24 protein-coding genes and 1 pseudogene are annotated in these 23,377 nt (G+C 63.3%); 19 read left to right on the top strand and 6 right to left on the bottom strand.

The window, feature by feature from the left end; translation table 11 throughout:
• Nucleotides 1–16: 16 nt before the first annotated feature.
• Together PX554_RS19175 and PX554_RS19170 are read left to right on the top strand one after the other, a co-directional pair.
• On the top strand, nucleotides 17–673 hold the full coding sequence (locus tag PX554_RS19175; protein ID WP_275504084.1) for a lasso peptide biosynthesis B2 protein: 657 nt from the start codon (nucleotides 17–19) through the stop codon (nucleotides 671–673).
• Nucleotides 673–2,388, top strand: a pseudogene (locus PX554_RS19170) (asparagine synthase-related protein); the annotation flags it as partial. The gene PX554_RS19175 and the pseudogene PX554_RS19170, both read left to right, overlap by 1 nt.
• A gap of 14 nt (nucleotides 2,389–2,402) precedes the next feature.
• On the opposite strand, the gene PX554_RS19165 reads toward PX554_RS19170, so the two are convergent.
• The 5 genes from PX554_RS19165 to PX554_RS19145 form a co-directional block, all read right to left on the bottom strand.
• Entirely contained in the window at nucleotides 2,403–4,412 is a 2,010-nt protein-coding gene (locus PX554_RS19165; protein WP_275504083.1) for an Atxe2 family lasso peptide isopeptidase, read from the bottom strand.
• Nucleotides 4,413–4,567: 155 nt separating this feature from the next.
• On the bottom strand, nucleotides 4,568–7,135 hold the full coding sequence (locus tag PX554_RS19160) for a TonB-dependent receptor (protein ID WP_275504082.1): 2,568 nt from the start codon (nucleotides 7,133–7,135) through the stop codon (nucleotides 4,568–4,570).
• A 129-nt stretch (nucleotides 7,136–7,264) separates the two neighbouring features.
• A complete protein-coding gene (locus tag PX554_RS19155) occupies nucleotides 7,265–8,326 on the bottom strand; it encodes a FecR family protein (RefSeq protein ID WP_275504081.1) in 1,062 nt (353 codons plus the stop codon).
• Nucleotides 8,319–8,867 (bottom strand): RNA polymerase sigma factor, encoded by a 549-nt coding sequence (locus tag PX554_RS19150; RefSeq protein ID WP_275504080.1) that lies wholly within the window; start codon nucleotides 8,865–8,867, stop codon nucleotides 8,319–8,321. The genes PX554_RS19155 and PX554_RS19150 overlap by 8 nt, the downstream gene beginning before the upstream one ends.
• Before the next feature lie 277 nt (nucleotides 8,868–9,144).
• On the bottom strand, nucleotides 9,145–9,528 hold the full coding sequence (locus tag PX554_RS19145; protein WP_275504079.1) for a MarR family winged helix-turn-helix transcriptional regulator: 384 nt from the start codon (nucleotides 9,526–9,528) through the stop codon (nucleotides 9,145–9,147).
• Between the two features lie 505 nt (nucleotides 9,529–10,033).
• Here PX554_RS19145 and PX554_RS19140 point away from each other — a divergent pair.
• Nucleotides 10,034–10,954, top strand: a complete 921-nt coding sequence (locus PX554_RS19140; protein WP_275504078.1) for a DUF7146 domain-containing protein — start codon at nucleotides 10,034–10,036, stop codon at nucleotides 10,952–10,954.
• Between the two features lie 26 nt (nucleotides 10,955–10,980).
• Here PX554_RS19140 and PX554_RS19135 read toward each other — a convergent pair whose 3' ends face one another.
• Entirely contained in the window at nucleotides 10,981–11,739 is a 759-nt protein-coding gene (locus tag PX554_RS19135; protein ID WP_275504077.1) for a Ros/MucR family transcriptional regulator, read from the bottom strand.
• A 357-nt stretch (nucleotides 11,740–12,096) separates the two neighbouring features.
• Here PX554_RS19135 and PX554_RS19130 point away from each other — a divergent pair, with 357 nt between their 5' ends.
• The 16 genes from PX554_RS19130 (at nucleotide 12,097) to PX554_RS19055 (ending at nucleotide 23,302) form a co-directional block, all read left to right on the top strand.
• Nucleotides 12,097–12,303, top strand: coding sequence for a hypothetical protein (locus tag PX554_RS19130; protein WP_275504076.1), 207 nt, complete (start codon nucleotides 12,097–12,099; stop codon nucleotides 12,301–12,303).
• Nucleotides 12,304–12,586: 283 nt separating this feature from the next.
• On the top strand, nucleotides 12,587–14,230 hold the full coding sequence (locus PX554_RS19125; protein WP_275504075.1) for a PRTRC system ParB family protein: 1,644 nt from the start codon (nucleotides 12,587–12,589) through the stop codon (nucleotides 14,228–14,230).
• A gap of 36 nt (nucleotides 14,231–14,266) precedes the next feature.
• Nucleotides 14,267–14,695, top strand: coding sequence for a PRTRC system protein E (locus tag PX554_RS19120; RefSeq protein ID WP_275504074.1), 429 nt, complete (start codon nucleotides 14,267–14,269; stop codon nucleotides 14,693–14,695).
• A gap of 42 nt (nucleotides 14,696–14,737) precedes the next feature.
• A complete protein-coding gene (locus PX554_RS19115; protein WP_275504073.1) occupies nucleotides 14,738–14,944 on the top strand; it encodes a PRTRC system protein C in 207 nt (68 codons plus the stop codon).
• A 132-nt stretch (nucleotides 14,945–15,076) separates the two neighbouring features.
• Nucleotides 15,077–16,111 (top strand): hypothetical protein, encoded by a 1,035-nt coding sequence (locus PX554_RS19110; protein WP_275504072.1) that lies wholly within the window; start codon nucleotides 15,077–15,079, stop codon nucleotides 16,109–16,111.
• A gap of 7 nt (nucleotides 16,112–16,118) precedes the next feature.
• Nucleotides 16,119–16,937 (top strand): PRTRC system protein B, encoded by an 819-nt coding sequence (locus tag PX554_RS19105; protein ID WP_275504071.1) that lies wholly within the window; start codon nucleotides 16,119–16,121, stop codon nucleotides 16,935–16,937.
• A complete protein-coding gene (locus PX554_RS19100) occupies nucleotides 16,934–17,593 on the top strand; it encodes a PRTRC system protein A (protein ID WP_275504070.1) in 660 nt (219 codons plus the stop codon). The genes PX554_RS19105 and PX554_RS19100 overlap by 4 nt, the downstream gene beginning before the upstream one ends.
• On the top strand, nucleotides 17,583–18,341 hold the full coding sequence (locus tag PX554_RS19095; protein WP_275504069.1) for a PRTRC system ThiF family protein: 759 nt from the start codon (nucleotides 17,583–17,585) through the stop codon (nucleotides 18,339–18,341). The genes PX554_RS19100 and PX554_RS19095 overlap by 11 nt, the downstream gene beginning before the upstream one ends.
• Nucleotides 18,342–18,458: 117 nt before the next feature.
• Nucleotides 18,459–18,860: a hypothetical protein gene (locus PX554_RS19090; RefSeq protein WP_275504068.1), complete on the top strand. Its 402-nt coding sequence runs from the start codon at nucleotides 18,459–18,461 to the stop codon at nucleotides 18,858–18,860.
• Between the two features lie 82 nt (nucleotides 18,861–18,942).
• Nucleotides 18,943–19,749 carry a Mom family adenine methylcarbamoylation protein gene (locus tag PX554_RS19085; RefSeq protein ID WP_275504067.1) on the top strand — a complete coding sequence of 269 codons (807 nt, stop codon included), beginning with the start codon at nucleotides 18,943–18,945 and terminating at the stop codon, nucleotides 19,747–19,749.
• 31 nt (nucleotides 19,750–19,780) lie between these two features.
• Nucleotides 19,781–21,019: a hypothetical protein gene (locus tag PX554_RS19080; protein ID WP_275504066.1), complete on the top strand. Its 1,239-nt coding sequence runs from the start codon at nucleotides 19,781–19,783 to the stop codon at nucleotides 21,017–21,019.
• A gap of 401 nt (nucleotides 21,020–21,420) precedes the next feature.
• Entirely contained in the window at nucleotides 21,421–21,909 is a 489-nt protein-coding gene (locus PX554_RS19075; RefSeq protein WP_275504065.1) for a hypothetical protein, read from the top strand.
• A complete protein-coding gene (locus PX554_RS19070; RefSeq protein WP_275504064.1) occupies nucleotides 21,906–22,271 on the top strand; it encodes a hypothetical protein in 366 nt (121 codons plus the stop codon). Before PX554_RS19075 ends, PX554_RS19070 begins: the two co-directional genes overlap by 4 nt.
• A complete protein-coding gene (locus PX554_RS19065) occupies nucleotides 22,264–22,482 on the top strand; it encodes a hypothetical protein (protein ID WP_275504063.1) in 219 nt (72 codons plus the stop codon). The genes PX554_RS19070 and PX554_RS19065 overlap by 8 nt, the downstream gene beginning before the upstream one ends.
• Nucleotides 22,479–22,760 (top strand): hypothetical protein, encoded by a 282-nt coding sequence (locus tag PX554_RS19060; RefSeq protein WP_275504062.1) that lies wholly within the window; start codon nucleotides 22,479–22,481, stop codon nucleotides 22,758–22,760. The genes PX554_RS19065 and PX554_RS19060 overlap by 4 nt, the downstream gene beginning before the upstream one ends.
• A 65-nt stretch (nucleotides 22,761–22,825) precedes the next feature.
• Nucleotides 22,826–23,302, top strand: coding sequence for a hypothetical protein (locus tag PX554_RS19055; protein ID WP_275504061.1), 477 nt, complete (start codon nucleotides 22,826–22,828; stop codon nucleotides 23,300–23,302).
• Nucleotides 23,303–23,377: the final 75 nt, after the last annotated feature.

Here is a 23,377-nt window from a genome sequence, read left to right as displayed (position 1 = left end):
ACGGAGTATGCCCGAAGTGCAACGGCTGAAAGCCCAGCTTCACTATTGCTACAGTGGCGGACGGGCAATATTTCTCGATGCCGCCGACGGGCGCTATTTCTGTCTGCCCGCGGTGGGCGAGTCCGCCTTTCTCGCCTTTCTCAACGGCAGTGCCAACGACGATCAAGTTGATTGGCTCCAATCGAAGAATATTGTCGTCGAAGCAAATGACAGGCGATACCCCAATAGTCATTCCGAGCAATCCCTACCCCGTCCGAGCGAGCAGCTTCAGCTCGGCGCCCGTCCAGCAGTGTCCGATATATTGGAGGTCACGACCGCACGGATCACCGCCATGGCACTCTTGAAGTGCCGCGGCTTCGGATGGGCAAGCCGTTCGATCATCGCTGCCAAAGCGAGGAGGGAAGCCGGCGACGAGGGCGCTGACAGCCAGATCGTAGCAGAAATCGCGTCGGCGTTTCAGTCGACTGACCTTCTTATGGGCAAGACGAATCGATGCCTGCCGCGGTCGCTCGCGTTCCTTCGTGTTTGTATTGCTCGCGGGCACTACCCTTCTCTCGTGATTGGCATTCGAACCAATCCCTTTACTGCACATGCCTGGGTGCAGATGGGCGGCAAGGTGCTCAACGACAGCGTCGACCATGTAAGGGTCTTTACTCCGATCATGGTATTGTAATGGCGCCACGCTTCTTGATTCTGTTTCTCGCAGAGAGTGACCGGCGTCGAGAGCTCGTCGCTGAGGTGAACCGGCAGCAAGACCTGATAGTTGCTCTGGCCACTGACGGATACATCGTACTCGTCAATGCTGCAGCGACTGTAGTCCCGCTGGGCAGATCGGACGGATTGATCGTTGGGCCCCTGTTCCATCGCTTCGGCTCATCTCAGCGAATCGAAGCTCTCGATCCCACAGAAGCGGGTCGCATTCTCGACTGCGGCGGATCGGTGCTGATCGAGCGATATTGGGGCTCATATGTCGCCCTTCTTCCGCGCGAAGGCGCAATAGATCTTCTGAGGGATCCCTCCGGCTCATTGCCCTGCTATCGATGGAGCGGACCCGACATTGTGGCGTTTGCTTCCGATACCGATCTCATGATGGCGGCCGGGATGCGCGGAACCATCGACTGGCAGTTCTTGGCATCACACTATTATTCGTCGGGTTTGCCCGGAAAGCGCACCGCGCTCGTTGGACTCACAGAAGTCATGCGCGGGAGCTCCGTCTCATGCCTTGAAAGTGACGGACCAGAGCGCAATTTTTGGAATCCCTGGACCCACACGAACCAGCACAAACACTGGTCCCGAGAGGAGCAGATCGAGCGTCTTGGGCGCGCGGTGCAAGCGAGTACAAGTGCCCTCTTCTCGACGTATAGGCAGCCCATTCTCTGTATCTCTGGTGGCCTCGACTCCTCCATTGTCGGCGCGACTCTGCGCTCGGCGGGCGCCGCGTTCAGCGGGATCACCGTGTCGACCCAAGACCCTGACGGCGACGAGCGAGGCTATGCACGGTCTGCCTGTGTCAGCTTTGGCGTGGAACTGGACGAAGCTTGGTACGAGATGGGGGACGTCGATTTCGGAAGATCCACCTGTGCTCATCTTCCGCGCCCGATCGGGCGAATTCATGCACTCGCCTATGATGCGGCTCTTTTAAGAGCTGCGGCAACTCGGCAGGCCGACGTGATCGCCATGGGCAATGGCGGCGATAATGTCTTTGCGGCCTCCTATTCGGCTGCTCCGATCGTCGATCGCCTTCTTTCCGAAGGACTGGGTGCGGGTGTGTTCATTACCCTTCGTGACCTATGTCGTCTGACAGGCGCGAGTATGATCGAAGCGACGGTTGCAGCTTATAGGCTACGGCGGCAGAAGAGCCACGCATATCGTTGGCGGGCCGACCCTCTCTTTCTGACAAAGGAGGCGGTCGCCGTTGCCTCAAGTCTAGGGTATTCCCATCCTTGGCTGGAGACGCCACAGGACGCTTTGCCAGGGAAGGCGAGGCACATCGCCTCCTTACTGAGGATTCAGCAGCATCTGGATGGCTACGAACGCAGCGGCAGTCCGGCTCTTGTCAATCCGCTCATGAGTCAGCCGGTCCTCGAACTCTGTCTCGCCATCCCCACATGGGACTGGATCGAGGGCGGAAGGGACCGTGCAGTCGCTCGCCAAGCATTTGCGCGGCATCTACCCAAAGAGATCATCCATCGCAGCTCAAAGAGCGGCCCCGATGCATTCTGCGAGGCGATATTGACCGAGCGGCGCGTTGAAATTCGTGAAAGGCTCATGGACGGGCATTTGGCCCGACAGGGTATTCTCGACCGATTGGCGCTGGAAGAGGTGCTTTCCGATCCTCGGCCCAATATCGGGCTGGCACATGCCCGAATCATGGCGTTTCTCGATGCGGAAGCCTGGATCGATCATTGGCTTGCGGCCGGTGAAACCGTCGGTTCGTTCCGTGGTAACCCTTCCTCTCTCGCATTGAGAGCATCCCACACGCTCACCTCGGCAATTCCCTCGGACGAGGATGGTCGAACCCCCTTCAACCAGTAATCGAACCACCAGATATTCCGGAGATAGATCGACCGCCGGTGAGCCGGCTGCCACTTGATGTGGTGTTCATCCGGATAGACGAACATCTCCACTTTTTTCCCTGCATCGGCAAGCGCGCTATATGTCTCAAGCCCAGTAAGATATTCGTCGTCGGCTTCCTGCATCAATATCGGCGCTTCGATCCTCGCGGCGTTTCGTGCGAGCGAGAACTGATCCCAGAATGATCCGTCGTTCCTGGCCGAGCTCGGATAACCGACCGCCTCAAAATGGCGCGATGCCTTCGGGCCGACGAGAAGCAGGCTGCTCGCATCGAAGCAGCAATTGCTCATCGCCGCCGCTGCGAAGATGGGATTGTGGATGAGAGCAAATTGCACGGTCGCGACGCCATCGCTGAGGCCGGTAATGCCAATTCGTCTCTCGTTGATTAGCCCGCGCGCGATTAGCAGCCGAATACCCGCATCTAATGACGACTGGACACTTTTTCTGTCGGCGAAATTCTCAAGGTTGGCCGCATCGACGCCTGATTCCCCTTTCGCGCGAAAATATCCGATGTCTCTCGGCCGCTGCAGGCTGAGGATCATGAAGCCACGATTTGCGAACGCCTGTATCGGGTACTCGTCACCTGTTCCGCCGCGGAGAAAGCCCCTCGTTTCATACTGAACGACTATCAGGGGATACCGCCGCCCAGACTGATATCCGACCGGATAGACAAGATCGCCGTAGCTCTCGACGCCGAACCGATTCCTCCACGCCAGGCGCTCAACATGCCCGAGGGTTAACTGCGCGAATTCGGGATTTGGATCGAACAATGTGACCGAAGTTCGATGCGAAAGGTCGATCTGGATAAACTTCCTGGGTTCAATCGATCCCTCCCGTAGGCAGATCAGCGTGTCATTCAGGGGATCGCACTCGAAAAGAAGATCCAAGGTCGAATAAATTCGCCGGGGCGCGCTCTGGTCGACATTCCATTCGTAGATCGCGGTCGCGCTCTGGGCCCAGCCTTCGCGCCGGAAGAAACGGACTCTTCTACCGTCGGCGGACCACCATGGTTTGCTGACCCAACTCGTGCAAACGGGATCGGCGCATTCCACGACTTTCCCGGACAGGTCTTGCGCGGCCAGCCTGCTGTTCCAGAAAAATTGGTCGCCAACAGGGGGAATGATCCACGCCTTGCGACCAGTTCGACCGGGCGAAATTGCCAGCTTGGTGACTAACTCGCTTCTTGGGGCAACGAACAGCCGTTGCTCTGCGTCATCGGCCGGGCGCATTGTCCCCGTAACCAAGCTCTGCGCATAATAATGACCGACGTTTCCACCTTCAGCAAACGGGCGACTGGCCGTCATCGGGGAAAACCGGTCATCATATCGATATCCACGGTCTGCTTCCCGATCGATCGACCGATTGATCGCAGCAAGCTCGGGGCGGGTCGCAAAGACGATCGCCTGCCCATCGTCCGTTATCCGGAAATCGTCGATATCGACCGGACTGTACGTCACTTGGTTTCCGCCGGTTCCATCGGCGCGCGCACGCCAGATCTGAACTGTTTGATCGACACGCTTGAGAAACATGATCCATGCCCCGTCGGGCGACCAGCGCGGAGTGATGGTAATGGGGACGCCCGATGGAAACCCGACTTTGCCCCGGAATTCAAAATTCCATCTTATGAGGTCTCCCCCCTCGTCGACGATCCGGATGAAAGGTACCGATTCGACGTCAAGCACCGCCATCGAAAGGCAGAAGCTGTTCGAATTCGGCTCAGCGCGGCGCATCTGAAACGCGATTCGCTTCCCGTCGGGCGCGATCGTAAACGTGCGGGCCCCATTATTCGTGACCGTAGTAGCGCCGATGTCCCGAATGCGAATGAGATCATCGGCCACGAGCGGGCGTTGGTTTGTCGTGAGCGGGAGTTGGTTTGCTGTTTTGGGCTGTTTGTCTGAAGGGAGACCCTGACAGGAGGCATGGCATTCCCCAGCGTTGCTCAAGAGCACGAACAGAAAGCTCGCGCCTAGGAGCGTGCCCCGTCGAAAGGACATCACCAAGCCTTGGATATCGTCAGGCTGAGGACGCGACCCGTGACCGAAGCATTGGTGCTGTCATACGGAATTTGCGTAGGATCGGAGACGCGAATGCGAGCCGGTGCTTGGTCGAGTAAATTGTTGGCCGACAGCAAAAATTCCAATCCTCTGCCGATGCCCGACCACGACGTCGGGGAATATCGCAGGCTGAGATCAACCGTGGTGAACCCGGCCACGTTCTCGGGCGGGGCGAATGAAGCGTCCTTCGCACCTCCCGTGTGGTTCACAAAGCCCGAGAGCGTGATGTCGGACTTCTGCCAGCTCGCGCCGCCCCGCGCGCGCCAGTGCGCCGGATAAAAGATTCGCCCGACAATCTCCGTCACAGGCTGGCCAGGGCTGATCTGCTGGTCTCCGGCCAAATAGCTCGCCGACCCAGTTAGCGAGAGCCGATTTTGCGGCCCAAACTCGAGGTCATACTGGGCGGAAATGTCAACACCATTGACGTGCTGGCGGGAGACATTCTGAAGACGATCGTCGAAGATCGCGCTAATATTCGCCGGATCGAGTGGCTGCCCAGCTGCATTGGCGAGCGGCTGCTGAAGCAGCGCCAGCGCCGTTCGAACCTGGGCTTCGTTCGGATTGTAGGTGATCATCTTGTCATAGATCGGGTTGCCATATGCGCGATCGGTGTTCCCGATAGCCTCAACAATCCGCTGATTGAAATGAACATCGAAATAGCCGACCTCGACGCGCAACGAGCGGAGCGGACGGAACTCAATGCTCGCCGTCCAGGTGGTGGCCTTTTCCGGCTGAAGATCGCGGCCCCCACCATACAACAGCAGCGCCGCCCGCCCGCCCGGGTTGTTCGGATAGCCCCTGCCGGAGATCAACGTTCCTTTCGTAGTCTGATACTGTTCGAAAAGAGTGGGCGCCTTGAATGACTTGCCCCAGCTCGCCTTGATCGCCAGCGCAGGATCTGGCTCGAAGAGAATGCCCAGTTTTGGCGTCGCGAGGCTACCGACACCGCGATAATTCTCGTAGCGGACCGCGCCTGTGACGAGCAGCCTGTGAATTAACGGCCGCGCACTCGGCCCCCCAATGAGAGGAAGAGCGAGCTCGCCATAGCCGAAGAAATTCCGCCGGACCGGTGAAATGTCATAGGTTGTCCTGGTTGTTCCGGAGAATGTCGTGCGACTCGATGCGTCAAGCCCAACCGACCTGTACCCGGCACCGACCGCAAGACGGGCGTCGCCACCAGCCAAGGCGATGAGAGGCCCTTCTGCATTGATCTCCTCCGAGTTAAGACGGCCATCGTATTTGATCCGGACTTGTGCGTCTTCCTCGCCCCCCGCGAAGTCGCGGGAGAGCAAGTGGGTGTTGCTCTTCCCGTGCGTGCCTGTGAGCGAGACAAGCCAACGTCCGGGTAGGCTGATACGCAGAGTGGGTGTGACGGAATATGTCTCTACTTTGGGCTGACTGAGAAGCCCTTCGGCGGTCACGTCGAAGTTGGCGGTATAAGGGTAGGCAATCTCAGTTGTCCGGTTACTGTATTGGGCATCGATTTCGAACGTGATCGAACTCGATAACTGCTGATGAGCATTCAAGACGCCACTATACTGCCGCTGCTTCGGAAGGAGCGTCGTGCTCCCGTCCATCTCGCCCGTATAATCGCGATCCCGCCCATTGATCGCGGTGTTGCGATTGAAATCGAAAGCTGCGACCATGCCGCCAGAGACCCAGCTTCGCCCACCGACGAGGCTATATTCCTGTTGAAAGTTCCCGCCTTCGGTCGATCCGCCGAGGCGAGCCGACGCAATAAGCCCGTTCAGATCCCGTCGAAGAATGACGTTTGCGACACCAGCGACGGCATCTGATCCGTAGATGGCGGACGCGCCATCAGCCACGATCTCGACTCGGTCAATGGCGGCCAGCGGTATTGCGCTGATATCGACGCCACCAAACACAGCGTCATAGGCGACCCGGTGTCCGTTAATCAGCGTCAACGTCGCGTCAGCACCCAGGCCGCGCAGATTGAGGTTTGATGATCCATTGGCGTTTTGGTTTTCGGCTCCCTGGTTGCCGCCACCTGCCACGCTCGGATTCTGGCCCCCCGCGAAATTCTGCGGGACCGAACGGATATACTCGCCAAGGTTGGATTGCCCGGCGTCCCGAATCCGCTCGCGCGTCGCGACGATGACAGGAGTGGTTGACGGGGCGCCCCGGATTCGTGACCCGGTAACCACGATCTCACCTGCGCCCGCCGAGCGATCACTCAGATCGCCCGACGGCTCCGATCGCCCCCGGATGATGATGACGTCCTTTCGGTATTGGGCGACGAGGTCGGCCCCTTCCAGAAGCAGTCGGACAGCTTCGTCCGCGCTGAAAGATCCCTGGAGGCGCGGCGCGGTCTTTCCCAGCACCGCCTCGGAGTTGAAGATGATCTCCTTGCCCGACAGGCGGCTGACCGTCTTCAGCGCTTCGCCCAGATCCCCAGCTTCGATGTGATACTCGATGCGCCGCTCTTCTGCGGCAAGCGCAGGGGCGACCGGCACCAGCGAGCCGACCGCCACCGCTGCAAGGAGCACGCACCGAAACCGAGACCCCATTCGAACCATCTTTGCCCCCTTTTGGAAACTCCCGACAATTTGGCGGGATTTTCAGGGAGCATCGCAACAAAACTGCAACCTACGGGGTAGGGGTTAAAAAGTTTCGTGTTATCTTTTCCGGAGCGTGATTTCGTCCGGCTTCGTCCTTTCGACGTTTAGATCGAACAGTATCGCGAGACGGTCGGCGACCTGATCGGCGTCATTTACCCGGAATCGGCCGCTAACCCGCAACGCCCCGATTGTCGGGTCGCCCAGACGGATTGCGGTTGCAGAATCCCTGTTGGTTTCGGCCACGACTGCCGCCAGGGGCGTCCGCTCGTACTCACGCACGGGCGAGATCTCCGGCACGCGAGCGAGAGGCTGAAGTTCGGCTTTTCCTAACACGGATCGAAGCGCGGTCGACGTAATGGTCGCGAAGCTGAGGGTCTCGCCCGGTTCAAGACGCGCGACAGCCGCCGGGCCGGTCGTTCCCTTGATAGTGCTGGGACGTTCGACATCGACTGCTCCGCGGAGAAGCCTCACCGTCACGCGCTCGTCGCGCCCAAGGCTGACCTCGAAAATTGTCCCGCGGGCGGTGACGCTTCCTCCACCCGCCAGGACGACGAAGGGGCGGGTCTCATGCGCAACCGCAAAGCGAGCACGACCGCGCTCGAGTTTCAGCTCACGCCGGCCAGAACTGAAGCTCGTGAAGAGTTCGCTGTTGGGATCGAGTTCGACCGACGACCCATCCGCAAGCCGCACCGTCTTTCGTGAGCCATTCAGGGTCGCATACCGCTGACGTTCGGCCGTCTGGTCAACCCTCGGCTGTGCCACCTGGACGGGAGTGCTACCCGTGCCAGGTAGCTGTACCTTTGCGATCCACCCTCCGATGCCGATTGTCAGGAGCAGGCTTGCGGCTATTCCTGCCCATCGCCAGTGGCGGCCGCTCTCCTCATTATCGTTCGCTTCGGTCTGATCTTCATCCTGAGCCGCCATGAAGCGGCCCAAAGCGAATATCTCGCCAGCTCGATTGTACGCTCCTCGATGCGATGCCCCGAGCGCGAGCCAATCTTCGAATTGCGGGCGCCACTCCTCCGCATCAGGGCCCCGCATCCTGGCGAACCACAGGGATGCCTCACGCATCTGCTGGTCCATCCTCGGCATAGGCTCCGGCATGTCGTCCTCAGCCATGGGCGTTTCCAATGCTCTTGCCGATGCGTACAATCGCCTCAGCCACATGCCACTCCACGGTTCGGATACTGATATCGAGTTGCTCAGCTATCTGCCTATATCCCAGTTCTTCTGCTCGATGTAGCAAGAATACCTCTTTCGTCCTTGGCGGGAGGGTCTCGACAGCCAATCGATAGCGCTCCCGCATGTCGTTTATCTCCGCGACGGTATCCGGTCCGGCAATGTCATTGCCGACCGAATAAATAACGGGATCGAATGATTGCGCCTTGGCCCAGGCGCGCGCGCGATCGGCGAGGAGATGCCGAACAATTCCCTGCAAATAGGCGCCAGGATTGCTCGCCGCAGCGGTGGATCGCGAAGCGACCAGCCTCGTGAAAGCCTCCTGCACCAGATCGTGCCTATCCTCCTCGAGCCAGATGCGCCGCTTGAGAAAGGAAAGCAGCTTCGGTGCCTCCCTTCGATAGACGGCCTCGAACTGGCGATGGTCGTAACCTGCGGACGCGCGCGCGCACGGGCCTTCATTCTCATTGGCGCGAAACATAGGCTTACGCGCACGTTTGGAGATCGAAGCGCGCCAATACGCGACGGCAGACAAGTAGCGAAGACAGCATGACAGAACCACCCGAGGGTGGCGGGCAATAACGTCCAATGCGTGCGCCCAACCGTCATGGATGAGCACGTTGCCATGCCTGGAAGGTTTATCCTGCAGACGGTCCCCAGCCGTTTCCCGCGCTGCACAAAAACTCTGCTACGATTTCCAGTTGATGGCAAGGCGCTACAAGCGCCCGGATACCCTTTTGTCTCTCCGCATCGCATCCTCAGCGGCACACCGACGGAACCGCGACGAGCTCGACCAGCCGGTCAAAGAAGCGGTCAAGCAATTCTCTCGTCGCGGGCTCCAGCTCGACAAGGATCCTTCGGCCATCGCTTGGATCGCGTCGCAGCTTGACCAGTTCGCGTTGAGCCAAGCGGTGGACGATTCGTTGCGAATTTCGTTCCGATGCACTCGATGCTGCGGTCAGGGCGGTCAGCGAGCGCGGCCGGCGGCTCTTACAGGTGTAGAGATCGAGCAGCATCTCGAATGCGGGGATCGTAAATAAATCCCGGCCGAACTCATCTGCGCGCAGCCGCTGGACCTGCTCCGTAAAACCGACCATGCTGCACCGGTCAACGGTATTAGTGATGCGCGAGCCCTCAATCATTTCGGCTGCTCCCTATCCGGCTTGGCGGACGTGCGGAAACCGGCGGGACTCCTCTCAGGGGGAATGGGCATGACACTTTCCTTTCTCATGCGAGAAGGAATCCCATGTCGTGGTGTGCATATTGTAAGTTCTTGTCTGTAAATGGCGTCAGATCCGCATTGATCCATTCTGGATGATTACGTCGCGATCGCTAAATCAGACTCGGACTTCGAGCAGGCCGATCGCGAATCAATGTGACCATCAGCTAAACAGGTGCATGACGACCGCCGCCTTGACGGCTCGGGCATGCGCCCCACTTTGTCTTATCTGCGTCAGATAATGCATTCATCTGGAAAGTGGTGCGACCCCCGCCCGGAGGGGAGGGAGTGCAGGGTTGCCGGATGATTTCAGGCTTCCTCAGCCCTGCATTCGCCAGCACTTGCCTGAACCGCCCGTCCTCGCATCCCTGCGCTGAGCGCTCGCTCAAGGGACCAGAACGGGCCCGGCCAACCGCTCGGATATCCCCATGGCGCGCAACAGCAACAACCGAAACCCTGAATTGGAGGCGATCGGCTCCGAAATCGTCAAGCGCCTCGGCGGCACATGGAAACCCGGCGGCGCCATGTGCCTGTGTCCGGCGCACGCGGATCGCAGTCCCAGCCTGTCCGTGCGGGTCGGAGACAACGCACTTCTCTTCAAATGCTTCGCCGGCTGCGCCACGCGCGACGTCATCCATGAGATCCTGCGCCTGGAGGAGAACGCCCTCCACAATGTCGAGAAGGCCGCAAACGCGCCCTCGGACATGGGAACGGACCTGTGGCGACGCCAGATCGCGCAACGCATCTGGGACGAAGCCCGGCCGCTCAGCGGAACGCCTGCCGAGCTCTATTTGCGCCGCCGCAGGATCGCTATCCTGCCGCGCTCGCTGCGCTTCCATCCTCGCACCCCGCTTGGGCAGGGCGATGCAGTGGATTTCCGGCCCGCCATGATCGCGGCGCTGCACGACGGAGGCCTCCACCGGGACGGGCGCTTCGTCGCGATCCAACGCACCTTTTTCGATCGCGAAGATGCACGCCGCGCCCGCGACCTCGCCGATCCGAGAATGACGCTCGGGCGCCCGGACCGCGCGGCGGTGATGCTCGCGCCCGCGACATCGGTTCTCGGCCTTGCCGAGGGCGTGGAAACGGCGCTCTCGGCGATGATGCTGTTCGGCATGCCTGTATGGGCGACACTCGGCAGCGAGCGTCTGCACCAGATCGCGATTCCCGAATATGTGACGCAGCTCTTCCTCTTCCCCGACAACGACATCGCGGGTGAGATCGGTGCGGCCAACGCCATCGAGGCCTACGAAGCGCCCGGGCGCACCATCAAGACCGAATACCCCCCGTTCGGCTTCAAGGACTGGAATGACGTGCTCAGGATGGGTGGCAAGGCAAAGGCGGCTTGAGGGGTGCCGCAACCGCCCTTCCGCCGCTAGCCGGCCGCAGGCGCCTCGGCGGGCGCGACCTCCGGCGCTGTTGCCGCACCGACGCTGTCCTTCGATGCCCGGCTCCGCCTGGGCTTCGAGGTCGCCTTCACCGCAACGGGCTTCGCCGTCCCGCTCGCCGCCTTGCGTTTCGGTTTCTTCGGCGCGGTCGCCGCCCCTGCGGAAGGCACGGCTTTCGCTCGCGTGCGCCGAACCGACGCGGCTTCGACCTGAGCGTCTTCGGCACCCGCCGGAGCATCCGATGTTCCCGGTGCGCTCGCCGCCGCCGCTTCGGCGGCTGGTGTAGTCGGCGCCGCCAGGCCCTTGCGCTTTCCACCCAATCCAAGGCGTATCGCGACCTCGCGCCGTGAGGCCGAATAGCCCGGCGCGACCATCGGATAGTCGGCGGGCAGATCGAACCGCGCGCGATAGTCGGCCGTCGTCAGCCCGTGCGCCGACAAGTGCCGCTTGAGAGCCTTGTACGGCTTCCCGTCGATCAGGCTCAGAATATGGTCGGGTGAGGCGAGGCTCTCCTCGATAGTCACGGCCGGCTTGAACTGCGCCTCCGGAGCGACGGCTTCGACCGCGTCTCTCTCGGCCTCCACCGTGGGTGCCGTGGCGGCGACGGCTGCGCCGCCGAGCAGAGCCCGCCTTGTGCCCTCGACAAGCGCAGGCAGTTCGCTGCTCGGGACCGTGTTGTTGGCGAAATAGGCGCTGAGCAACGTCACCGTCAAAGACATGACGCCCGCTTCTTCGGTCTCGGCCATGCAATATCCCTCTTCTCGCTGGAATTAACGGCCTTGGACCAGGCCCACTTGCGCAAACGTAAACGAACAAGTGCCGATATTTGCCCGGCAAGTCAAAAGGAGGGGAGGAGGGTGGTTATGGGTGGTGTGGCGATTGGGCTGCGCCGTATCTTGCTGGAGATGTCCCTTTCCGGATCGTCCCCGCGCCGAAGGCCCTTCGCGCATAGTTCCGCGCTGCTGAACATCTGAATGCTCCCGCATGACCGCACCCGACCCGGTGCGGATCAGGGCGCCGCCTTCCCCAGTTCCACACTCACGTCCGCTCGGCGGCTTCGACCTCGGTCGGAGCCGCCCTTTTTGTTTCGAAAGGAAATCGTCATGCAGGCTTCCTCGCACATCGACCTTCAGGTCTTCACCATTGAGATCGAGTTCGCCAGCGGCGGCGAACCCTATGCGACCGAGAGCTATACGGTCGAGGCCACCGACTGGTATCGCGCCCAGCGCGACGCGCTCGAGATGTCGGTGAGCAGCCCCTACGACAATGTCCGCATCCCCGACCTGACCCGCCGCGTGGTCACGCGATAATCCACCACGGCGCTGCCGGCCTTCGCGCGCGATATTCAGGAACTGCCTGCGCTCCGTGCGGCCTGCCCAACTCTTTCGAACGCAATGCCGCCGCCTCCGGACCTTCCCGCGCCCTGGGGAGGGAAGGGGGGAGGGGTTTGGGTGTCGGCTTTGGTTTGCCGTCATGCCCGCTCCCCGGTGACCCGGCCGACATTGCTCCGCGCGACATCGTCGACAGCACCATCCTCCGAGGCGCGCACGACACGCCCGGACGGGCCAGCCACATCCCATCAGGAGATCAGCCGTGAACACGCTGGAACCCGCTTACCCCAACAAATTGAAGCTCTCCAAGATCGTAAGGGGCCAAAATCCCCGCCGTTTCTTCGATCCGAAAAAGCACGAAGAAATGGTGGTTTCGATCCGCCTGCGCGGACTGATTCAGCCGCCCTTGCTCCGCCCCACGCCGGGTGGCGCCGACGTCTTCGAACTCGTTGTCGGTGAGCGACGATACAACGCCTCGCTCGAGGCCTTTGGTCTCGAGGGCGAAATCCCCGTCATCATCCGCGACATGACCGACCAGGAAGCCCTGGAAGCCGCGATCGCCGAGAATGACGACCGTGACGACCCTTCCGAAACCGAGCAGGCCGATGCAGCGGTTCGCTACCTCGCGGCGTGCCATGGCGATCGCGCCGAAGCCGCGCGGCGCCTCGGTTGGTCCCGCCTAAAGCTGGATCGCCGCCTGACACTCGCCGAGCTTGCAGAGCCGGTCAAGACCGCGCTCGACGAACGCCGAATCAAGATCGGGCATGCGGAACTCCTCGCCGCCGTCCCAGCCGACAAGCAGGTCAAGGCGCTCGAAACGATCCTGGATGCCGGCCTCGACGTGGCCAAGACCCGCGAACTGCTCATGCGGGTCACGCAGGCCCTTGCCTATGCCTGCTTCGACAAGACCGAATGCACAACCTGCCCGTTCAATTCCGGAACGCAGCGCGCGCTGTTCGAGACCCATGTCGACGCGGGCCATTGCACCAATCCGACATGCTTCCAGCTCAAGACCGAAGCCGCCGAGACGATCCTGTTCGAGGAAGAGGAACGCGTCGCGAAAGCGGCAAGGGCCGCAGCGACCGCGACCGTCGACCCTTCCGACGGTGACGAGCAGGATGGCCCCGACGAAGAGATCGACGTCGATCATGCTGACGATGCGGACGATACCCTGCCGTCGGCCGACGAAACGATCGGTCCGCGTGCATCCGTGCCGTCGATCGCGGCAACTCCGGCGGGCAGCGCGCCACCGGCGCAAAAGCCGACCGTCACCGCGGAATCGATCGCGCGCCGCACCGCCGACCTTCGTGAGGCGACCTGGCGCACCGCGCTCGCCCGCGCGCTCGCGAGCAATCCCAGCCACGCGCACATCACGATCCTCGTCGCGGCAATGTCGGGCACGCTGTCGCAGATCAAGGCTGATACCCTGACGTCGCGTGCCGGCCTGCTGGTCGGCGCGACCTTCCCCGACCTCGACTATGGCGCCCAGATCGCGACGATCCAGGGCTTGCCCGACCGGCAGGCGCAAATCGTGCTTGCCGTTATCGGTGCCGCCTACGCGAAGGACGTGGTCACGTTCGGCCACGTCGCCGACCTCGCGAAGGCCTTCGAGGTCGACCTGCGCGATAGCTGGAAGGTGGATCAGGCATTTCTCGACCGGTATACCAAGGAAGAGCTGAAGTTCATCGCCCGCGAATGCGGCCTGGTCGCCCATATGGGCCAAAAGGCGTTCGCGAAGCGCCTTGCCGGCAAGAAGTCCGACCTCATCACCAGCATGCTCAATGCGATCGGGTTCGATTGGTCCGGCCGGCTGCCGAGCGCCATGACGCTCGACTGCACCTATGGGCCGCCCCCCGGGCCTGCCGCCCCGCGAGATCAACTTCCGGTCGCCGACCTCGCCGCCTGACCGGATTCCACCTCTCCAACACAAGGACTGACCGCCATGCTGATTGCAAGCCTGCTTCCGCTGCTCACCCGCTATTCGCTCGGGCTCGACCTCGTTGCCGGCCCAGACGACACCGTCACCCTCACCGTCATTCCACGGAAGGCCGAAGGCCCGGGAGCCAAGCTCGAAGCCGGCGAGGCCCGGCCGATCTCGATCACCGCCAGCGCCGCGGAAATCGACGCGGAACTCGCCAAGGGGCCGCACGGCGCGCTCGGGGAACTCATCGCCACGCGCAAGACGCTCGCCGACCAGCTCGCCGAGCAACGGCAAGCCGCCGAGGCAGCCAAGACCGCCGCCGCCGAAGCCGCCAAGGCGAAAGCTGCGGCGGCGTCCAAGGTGAGCGCGCCCACCGGCGCCGCGAAACTGCCGGTGCGGACCAGCCCGCCAGCCGACGCCAAGCCGGACGAGCCCGCCACGCTCTTCTGACGGGCTTCGCTCGACCATTCTCACATCAGCCGGGAGGCACCCATGCAGATCAATCGTCTCACCCGCACTTACAGATATGACGGCATCGACCTTCCGGTCCCGCCGCACCTCGCCGATGACCAAGCCGCCTTGCGTGCCTACCATGCCACGCTCTTTCCGGCGATCGTCAACGCCGAGATGGTGGACGCCGGGGTGTCGGGCACCGCCCATGTCACCGAATATCGTCGCGCCGTCGGCACCAAGGGCTGACCATGTCACGCGACAAACGCGCGGCGATCCCGGCCGCTCCCCGCAAGACGCTCCTCCAATGGATCGAGTTCGACGATGGCGACACGACCGACTTCACCCCGCCCGCCTGCGACGCGCGCATCCAGGCCCTCCATGCGCGGGTTGTCGTCGACCCGAGAAGCCGAACGGACGAAGGACGCGAGCCGCTCGAGCCGCCGCCGTCGCTTCGCCTCCCGCCCCTCGGCTGATCTTGCGGGACGATCCGTCGCGATCTGCGACGATGTTCCCACCCTGTTCGACGGCCCGCTGGGCCCGCATCACAAGCTGATCGGTGCCTGGGTGGCCGCCCGCGAAACGGCGCCCAGGCAATATACCCGCCCGCAGGCCCGCGTGCGCATCGAACAGGTCTTTCGCGCGGCAGTGCTCGACATTCTCGCGCCGCTCGATCTCGCCGACCTGCGGATGACCGTCCTGAAGGGCGAGGACGGCGACCCGCCGGCGATCGCCATCGTCTGTGACAGCTTAGGCCAAATTGACCTCGGGTGGATTGAGACCAGCGAGGCGCCGATCTCCTGGCGTGCCGCCGCATATCGCGAACTCGAGCAAAACCTGCCCTGCGTCCTTCCGATCTTCGGCTACGAGCGCCTCTTCGACACAATGTCGATATATTACTGGGACTGCGAGACAGACGACGAAGCTGCCCGTCGATGCATGATCGAATATCATGGCATGGACGAGGCCGAAGTCGACGAGCAGACGCTGCCATCCATGATGAACGCTCGCCGCCCCGATTGGATGATTGCGGCGAACGCTGCAAGGTCCGCGCAGCTCCCGAGCAGCCTGCGGAAAAAGCTGCGCCGCCTCCGCCACGCGCGCTGCGCCTTGAAGAGCCTTCAACCGGAGCACAACGCCTGGCACTTCGATGTCGACCTCATCAACCAGTACGTCCCCGGCTTCGAGGAAGCCTCGCCATTGCCACCGCTGACACTCGTGCCCTTCGAGCAGTTCGCGCCCGAACTCGATGACGTCTGCCGCCACGGCATGGAAATGGGCTTCATGGACATCGCGGGACTTTGCCCGCTGCCGGATTCGGGCCGGATCGACGGCTGGCTCACATCATTGCGGCTCGGCGCGCAATTCCTGCTCGCCGCCCAGGCTCTCATCGAACTCGATCCCACCAAATTGTGAGGCCGCCATGCCCGACCATAGCACCCATTTCGAACCGAGCGGCGGCGGCATGGCGCTGACCAACGCCATCCTGCTCTACCGGCGAGAAGCGCCGCGCGCCGCCAGTTCCCACGGAGCGATGCGACGGGATGCGCCGGCCTTTGCCAGCATCCACGCGGTCGAGCATGATGCTGAAGGCCAGCCGACGATCGCTGCGGGAGCGCCGTTGACGCGTGCGCACTTGCGGCAATGGACCGAGGCGCTGGGCAGGGCCGTCCTGCCCGAGATGCTGCCGGCCAACGTCCTGGTCGCCCATCCCGACCTGCTCGCATGGTGGATTCCGGCTCAGGTGCGTTCCGCCTACTTCGCCCTGTCGAACCCTCCCGCCGGCCTCCGCGTGTTGTCCGAGCGAACCGTCCTCCCGGTTCCCTATCCGCCGCACCTGTTCGTCGCCACCCGGTCCAATCTCGGCGTCTATGCTCTTCCGGCAAACGAACGCCCCACGGCCGATACCGCGCTGCTGCACTCGCCGGTCCTCAACGTCTATCTCGATGGACGGCTTTGCTGGGGGAACATTCCGAAGCCCAAATCGCTGGCGATTGCGTCCATTCCGGACTTCGAGCAGGCGGTGTTCGCTTCCTGGTCGACGCACCCCAATCCCGGCCAGGAAATGACCGTCACGGGCAAGGGTGGGCTGGTCAGGCTCTGGGATGATCTCGCCGCCCGTCGGGCCGCCCGCTTTCCGGTCAAGCGTCTCAGGCCCTTCCACATCCGGCAGGGGTCACGGGGCGCGGCCGCCGTCCCGCTGACGGTCGGCAAGCTCATTGCGGCGAGCGTTCGGCGATGACTTTGCTCGCCGACGATCCGACCGCGGCCGCGGTGCTGGCCGCCATACCTTGCCATCCGGTCCCGCCCCATGGGCGATCGCCCGCCCTCGACGCGCTCCGCGACACCCGCGCCGGACACGGCCTCGCGATCGGGAACGATGGCGTGATGCTCATCCTCCGCCGGCCTTGGCTCGCGCTCGATATTCCCGTCACGCCGCCGATCTCCGCCTACGTCCCCTATGGAAGCGTGGGGGAACCAAGGGCCGACCTCCTATGCGGACTGATCCCGCACGAGCTTCTCGAGCAGATTCTTGATCACTTCCGCGCGGCACTCCCCAACGAGGCGGCCGCCTTCGTGCTCTGGAACGAGGCGACGAGAACCTTCGCATTGCACTTCCCCAGCATCGAGGAGGCGACACCATCGCGCCTCGTCTATCGATCGCCGGTCCTGCAGCCCGGCTGGCACTTGATCTGCGACATCCACAGCCATGGAGCGGGACCGGCCTATTTCAGCGCCACTGACAATGCCGACGACGCCTTTGCGACGAAGATCGCACTTGTCGTCGGCCAGCTCGACCAGCCGGACGGTGCGCAGATCACATCGCGCCTCTGCGCCTGCGGCATGTTCGTGCCCCTGCCGCGCAGTCCCTTCTCAGGAGAGTCCCATGCAGCCTGACATCAGCGACCGCCACTATCTTCCAGCCGCCTTCGATGATCGCCCGATCAAGATTCTGCTTGTCGGCTGCGGCGGTAACGGTGCCCAGATGCTGATGGGGCTCGCCTCGCTCGATACGGCGCTGCGGGCCATCTCGTCCCGATCGCTGCACGTCACCGTGGTCGATGACGACACCGTGAGCGAGGCCAATCTCGGGCGGCAACCCTTCTACCGATGCGACCTCGGACATTCGAAAGCGCATACGCTGACGGAACGCATCAACCTCGCACATGGCCTGTCGTGGGAAGCCGTTCATGGCCGCGCCCCGGCGGCGATCGGCGTCGGAGAGGCGGACATCCTCGTCACCTGCGTCGACACAGCCTCGGCCCGGCGCGCTCTTGGCGCCGCGACCGCGAAGAGCAGAGCCACTCCAACCTACTGGATGGATCTCGGCAATCGCGCGACCGATGGCCAATATCTGATCGGATGCCCTGGGCGTGACGACGGCAAGGGCGGCACGCGTCTTCCGACGGTGCTCGAATATTTTCCGGAACTCGCCGACGAAAGCGCGGCAGACGACGACGCACCGTCCTGCTCGGTCGCCGAGGCGCTCGAGCGCCAGTCCCTGTTCGTCAACCGCGTATTGGCGAGTCACGCTCTCTCGCTGCTATTCGATCTCCTAGGACGCGGTTCGATCGCCCGCGCCGGCGCCTTCATCAATCTCGCCACCGGGCAGGCCGTCCCAATCCCGCTGCCATCGTGCGGGTGAGGCGCAGCGCCCGATCCGTCATCATCGACGCGGGATTTTCGCTGTCTCGAGTGCCCCCGCTCCGCGCCGGACAGCTCCGGGGGCGGACCCCGACAAACTTTTAGAAGGAGGCTGCGCATGACGCACATCACCGAGAACGGCTGGACGCTTCGCTATACCATTGGTCGCGAGGTCGCCTCGGCTGTCGAAACCGGCGACATGGTTCATCTGCCCGGCGATCGTTGCGATCTGATCGTGGTTGGCGGCCGAGCGCCAAAGCGGGTCAATGACCCCGGCTGCGTGATCGTCCGCCCTTCCGTTGAGCAGGCCGGGGGCGAGGCCGAGGCGCGGCCCGGTGCCCTGGGCATGGTCTGGATCAGCGCCGCCGGCGGTTGGTCCGAGGCACCGGCAAGGGAAAATTCGCCGACCTACAATGCCGACGCCGTGCAACAGCAAATCGAGCGCGATCGCCGGCGTCATCCGATCAGCAAGCAGGAAGCAAGGATGATTCACGCGCTGCTGCAAGGCCGGAGCAGGTGAGCGACTCTCTCGCTCCTACCGGCGCGTTCAACCGCCGGGAGGGGAGAGGGAGGGGAATGGTGATCCAAGGGAGATCGCCAACATGCTTACCACCCGCAGCCAGCGCTGGCGCGACCGGCGTGCGCGCTTCGTCGACGACCTGACAGTCATCGACCCCCGCGACTTCGCCGTCGATCAGCTTGACCCCCAGCCGGCACGTCGCTTCGTCGCCGCCCACCACTATCTCCCCAACTATCCCGCCGCGCAGGTCGCGGTCGGCCTGTTCGGCAAGCAGGCAGCCCTGGTCGGCGTCGCCGTATTCGCCATGCCATCGACCGCGAGCGTCATCACACGGCATACCGGCTTCAGCGAACCCTCCCGGGGTACGACGCTCGCGCGCTTCTTCCTGTTGCCGGACGTCGCCGGCAACGGCGAGACCTGGTTCCTCGCGAGGGCCTTGCGCGAACTGCGCCGGGAGCGGCCGCAGATCGAATCCGTAGTCTCCTATTCGGACCCTCAGGCCGGCCATATCGGCCAGTGCTATGCGGCATTGAGCGGCGCTTTCCGGGGCATGACCAAGCCCAGGACGGCGTACCGCATCGCCGGTATTCCGATTGCCGGTCGCACCCTCTCGAAGATCCGGCTCGGCGAGCGTGGCGCGGCGGGCGCGATCGACCAACTCGTCAGCCTCGGCGCACCGCGCCCGGACATGACCGAGGAACCCGACATCTGGCTCGCGCGGTTGCGACGAAATCGCGTCCTTGTCACGGACCGAACGCTCGGCCTGTTCGCCTATTGCTTCGAGCTCACCCGCGCGGCCCGCCGACAGGGCAGGACACTCCCGCGCAAGCCCTATCCCAAGCAGCTACCGGCCGCCCATCCGCGCTTCCCGTTCATGGCGGCGGCGTGACGCCGGTCCCGGCCGGGCAAAGGACTCTCTCATGACCGACAAATTCGATCCCGGCGATCCGGCCTGCTGGACGGCGCGCGGACGCCCGGCCCACCACGCCGAGGCGATTGCCGAGGCCTGGCGATGCTTCCCCGATCTGCCGAACGACGCGCCGCTGGAGGCCCGGATTGCGCGGACACGCGAGCGCGTGCGGATGCTTCGACCGCTCCATGAGGCCATCAGCATGGAAACCGAGCAGCAGCGCAGAGCCGCCAACTTCGCCTTTGTCGAACGCAAGCTCGCACAGGACAGCACCGACAGCCGCTATGTGGCGATCCTCCATGCCCGCGACGTTCACGGCTATGACTGGGACGCTGCCCATTCCTATGCCGACGGCCATTATGCAGCCCGTGCCGGATGGCTGTCGCGGCCGCCGTCACCACCCAGCCCGGGCCGAACGGACGAACGCCGCCCCGCCTACGACCATGGGTTTCTGGACGGTGGCGGCCAACCGGACGATATCTTCGACGTTGCCCGGCGATCCTTCGCGGCCGCGCTGCCCGAGCCAGTGCAAGCTGACAAGCTGCAAGCTGCACGGCCGCTTCCCAGCCTGTGGCCGAGCCCGACCGATATCCCGGCGCCGGCCTCATGGCATCGGCGCCTACTCGTGCTCGGGACATCCGAGGTCGCAGGGGAAACGATTGGCATCCTCCCGATGCTGCGGGGGCGGCCCGGACATGATGCCGCGACGCTGCTCGCCATCGACGCAAGAGCGGGGCTCCTGTCGTTGTCGCTATCGACCGGTCCGGCGGCCATCGATGGCGAGGCGCTCCGCGACCGGCTGCGCCACGGCGACTATGCCGATATCCTGGTGGTTGCCGACGACGCGGAACTCGCCCGGATCGATGCCGTCGCCGATGTCCTGCCACTTGCCCGCACCATGGAGCGCACGCGCAATTCTGTGATCCAGCAGCGCGCGCAATTCCGCCACTGGCTCGCGCGCGGCCGCGCGGCCGGCGATCAGTTCGCCGCAGGACATATCCGCTGGAGCAAGATGGCCGTCGGGCTGTCGGGACGGCTCGGCGACTTCACCGCCCGCTATGCGGGGCCGGCGAAGCCGCGTGGGCACCGGATCGTGGTCGAAGATGCGAGCGGAGGACCGGCGTTCGGCTACCGCACCGCTCTCGGCCAGGAACTCCACCCCGAGATCCTGATCGGGAACAAGAGCCATGCCCGGAGCGCGATGGCCGACCTGCTGCGGGAATATGCCGCGTCGCTCCGCCTCGGCTGACCCCAAACCCGGCTCAAGGCCGCCAGCCAGGGATCCAGCCCAACACGAAGGCTGCCAATTCTCTTCGCAACCAGGAGCTTGCCATGCCAGGACAGCAATCTGTCCGATCGCCGCGCGATCGGCGCTATACTATCGCGTCTGAATATTGCGGCGCGCCGGGACGATGCTTCGTCGCCCGCTTCTGCGGCGATTGGCTCGGCCGGTCCTCAACCCGCACCGGCGCTGCCGCGATCGCCCGGGCGCATGCCGTCCTCGAACGCGCGCGTCTATCACTCGCCCATTCGCAAGCCGAGCTCGACCTTGCCGTCACGCGCGGCCGCGAGAGCTGACGCGCGGTCTTCCTCTGGCCGCACCCAACACCCTTCTGTCCCAGCCCGCCGCTCGCCGAGAGCGGCCAACCTATGGAGGCCTTCATGGCTAATCGTGTTTCCGCGTCCATCCGACTGGGAGGGACGCTTCCCTCCGCTGCCTATGACGAATTGGCAGAGATCATCCTTGCCGAGCGCCTGTCGATCGAATGGGGCGGCGAACCTTTCGACGCCTGTCATCGCACGCCCGGCAAACCGCTCGATCTTTACGCCCATGAAGTGATCGGCGGAAGGTTCGAGGAACTTGAGGACACGTGCGTCGCGCTCAAGCTGCCCTTTGTCCGCTCGTGTGACGGCTATCCGGGCGAGTGGGACCCCGAGCGCGTCGTCTTCACCGGCGAAGGCGAGCCTACATCCTATCCGGCCGACGAAGCCGGCCATGTCGTGATGAACCGAGGCACCGCCGAGCGGCTCGGCTCGCTCGAATCGATCGTCGCCTGGTTCGACGCCGGCGATTTTCGCGTGCCGCCTCTGACTGTCGAGGGCGATCCCGTCGACGGCCCGATCACGGAAAGGCAATGATGATGACGATCCAACGTAAAGTGCTGGTCGTCATGCGCTCCAGCCATCTTCACACCGAGCTCGTCGAGGTGACGGCCAAGGTGAACGTCATCGGCGATGCCGCCCAACCGAAGGTCGAGGCCGATCTCGCCGCGATCGAACGCCAGGCGCGTAACGCCCTGCGCAACCAGGAACCGCTGCCCGGCCAGACGCAACCGGGCTTTGGTCCCTGGTACGAACCCGAGGACGCTTTTGACGTCGACTTCGTGCTTTGCGCACCCGTCGACGCGGCGATGAACCGTGGCCGCATTGTGTCCGTCGAACAGGTCGCGACTGCAATGGTCCAGCGCTGGGGCAAGGAGAAGGAGACGGACGATGCCTAGATACGAGGTCGAGGTGAAGGCGTTCATCACGGTAATCGTCGATGCGGATGACGCAGACGAGGCGCGCGAACGCGCCAACCGCTTCGTCGAATGGCTCTCTCCCACGATCGAACAGATCGACGACTACAGCGCCGACCATGAGCCGATCGACACCGATACAGGGCCGTTCGGCATCGACGGCGATAGCTGTGTCGAGGAGATCGATGGATGAGCAAGCTCCACCATGTCCATGTCTATGCGACGATCAGGGTCAAGGTCGCCGTGATCGCCAGGGACCACGCGGACGCAATGGGTCAGGCCGAAGCGATCGTGGGGACCGGCATCTTCCCGGTTCGCCTGTTTCCCAGCGCTGCGGCGGTACTCGACGCACAGCCGGCCGAGGAGATCACCGCCTATCTGGTCGACGAAGCGGACGATCCCGAATTCGAGAATAGTTGCTCCTACGGCCCGGACTACCGCCGGCTCGACGCGCAGGATGGCCCGCCCTGATCGAATGGAGGGAAGGGGGAGGGGGGAAGGGGCTCCGTTTGATGGAGCGGTCAGGAGCCTGCCTCATGAAGATCGAACTGCGAAAGGTCCACTACAGCGCCGCGCTGTCCCAGGAGACTGCCGCCTATACCGCCGAAATCTGGATCGACGGCGAACTTGCCTTCCATGCCCGCAACCAGGGCACGGGCGGCGCGGATTTTTATCATCGGGTTGGCCGATGGACCGAGGCCGATGTCGACGCCTGGCTCAAGGCCAACCGGCCGCCACATGCCCTGGACGACTTCACCTGCGATCATGATCTCGAACTTGAGGTGAGCGATCTGCTCGCTCGCTGGAGCGAGGGGCGCCGACTACAGCGCCTGCTCCGCACGAACCTGATCACGATCGAGAACGGTCAGATCCTGCAATATCCGCTGCGCAAGCGGCCGCTGGCGATCATCGCGCGCGCCGTGCGGGCCACAAACCCCGAGGCTGTCATCGTCAACGATGCCGGCGAAGCCGTTCTCGCCCGCGCCCTGGACCTGCTCCTCTCAGCGCGCTGACACGATCAACGCCCCTCCCGCGGGGCACAGCTAACAGTCTCGGCGCTATCGAAGCGCGCCTTTCCGTCTCCCAGT

Source organism: Sphingomonas pollutisoli (assembly GCF_029167165.1).
Classification (GTDB): Bacteria; Pseudomonadota; Alphaproteobacteria; order Sphingomonadales; family Sphingomonadaceae; genus Sphingomonas; species Sphingomonas pollutisoli.
The sequence above is the reverse complement of the archived record's forward strand: the minus strand, read 5'-3'. Positions and strand labels throughout refer to the sequence as shown.

What these genes read in the sequence shown, in the direction of transcription:
- PX554_RS19060 (WP_275504062.1), top strand. Translation starts at nt 22,479, where the DNA reads ATGAGCAAGCTCCACCATGTCCATGTCTATGCGACGATCAGGGTCAAG.
- PX554_RS19080 (WP_275504066.1), top strand. Translation starts at nt 19,781, where the DNA reads ATGACCGACAAATTCGATCCCGGCGATCCGGCCTGCTGGACGGCGCGC.
- PX554_RS19155 (WP_275504081.1), bottom strand. Translation starts at nt 8,326, where the DNA reads ATGGCTGAGGACGACATGCCGGAGCCTATGCCGAGGATGGACCAGCAG.
- PX554_RS19105 (WP_275504071.1), top strand. Translation starts at nt 16,119, where the DNA reads ATGCCCGACCATAGCACCCATTTCGAACCGAGCGGCGGCGGCATGGCG.
- PX554_RS19135 (WP_275504077.1), bottom strand. Translation starts at nt 11,739, where the DNA reads ATGGCCGAGACCGAAGAAGCGGGCGTCATGTCTTTGACGGTGACGTTG.
- PX554_RS19085 (WP_275504067.1), top strand. Translation starts at nt 18,943, where the DNA reads ATGCTTACCACCCGCAGCCAGCGCTGGCGCGACCGGCGTGCGCGCTTC.
- PX554_RS19090 (WP_275504068.1), top strand. Translation starts at nt 18,459, where the DNA reads ATGACGCACATCACCGAGAACGGCTGGACGCTTCGCTATACCATTGGT.
- PX554_RS19120 (WP_275504074.1), top strand. Translation starts at nt 14,267, where the DNA reads ATGCTGATTGCAAGCCTGCTTCCGCTGCTCACCCGCTATTCGCTCGGG.
- PX554_RS19100 (WP_275504070.1), top strand. Translation starts at nt 16,934, where the DNA reads ATGACTTTGCTCGCCGACGATCCGACCGCGGCCGCGGTGCTGGCCGCC.
- PX554_RS19095 (WP_275504069.1), top strand. Translation starts at nt 17,583, where the DNA reads ATGCAGCCTGACATCAGCGACCGCCACTATCTTCCAGCCGCCTTCGAT.
- PX554_RS19130 (WP_275504076.1), top strand. Translation starts at nt 12,097, where the DNA reads ATGCAGGCTTCCTCGCACATCGACCTTCAGGTCTTCACCATTGAGATC.
- PX554_RS19140 (WP_275504078.1), top strand. Translation starts at nt 10,034, where the DNA reads ATGGCGCGCAACAGCAACAACCGAAACCCTGAATTGGAGGCGATCGGC.
- PX554_RS19075 (WP_275504065.1), top strand. Translation starts at nt 21,421, where the DNA reads ATGGAGGCCTTCATGGCTAATCGTGTTTCCGCGTCCATCCGACTGGGA.
- PX554_RS19115 (WP_275504073.1), top strand. Translation starts at nt 14,738, where the DNA reads ATGCAGATCAATCGTCTCACCCGCACTTACAGATATGACGGCATCGAC.
- PX554_RS19065 (WP_275504063.1), top strand. Translation starts at nt 22,264, where the DNA reads ATGCCTAGATACGAGGTCGAGGTGAAGGCGTTCATCACGGTAATCGTC.
- PX554_RS19070 (WP_275504064.1), top strand. Translation starts at nt 21,906, where the DNA reads ATGATGATGACGATCCAACGTAAAGTGCTGGTCGTCATGCGCTCCAGC.
- PX554_RS19150 (WP_275504080.1), bottom strand. Translation starts at nt 8,867, where the DNA reads ATGTTTCGCGCCAATGAGAATGAAGGCCCGTGCGCGCGCGCGTCCGCA.
- PX554_RS19145 (WP_275504079.1), bottom strand. Translation starts at nt 9,528, where the DNA reads ATGATTGAGGGCTCGCGCATCACTAATACCGTTGACCGGTGCAGCATG.
- PX554_RS19110 (WP_275504072.1), top strand. Translation starts at nt 15,077, where the DNA reads ATGCGCGGGTTGTCGTCGACCCGAGAAGCCGAACGGACGAAGGACGCG.
- PX554_RS19055 (WP_275504061.1), top strand. Translation starts at nt 22,826, where the DNA reads ATGAAGATCGAACTGCGAAAGGTCCACTACAGCGCCGCGCTGTCCCAG.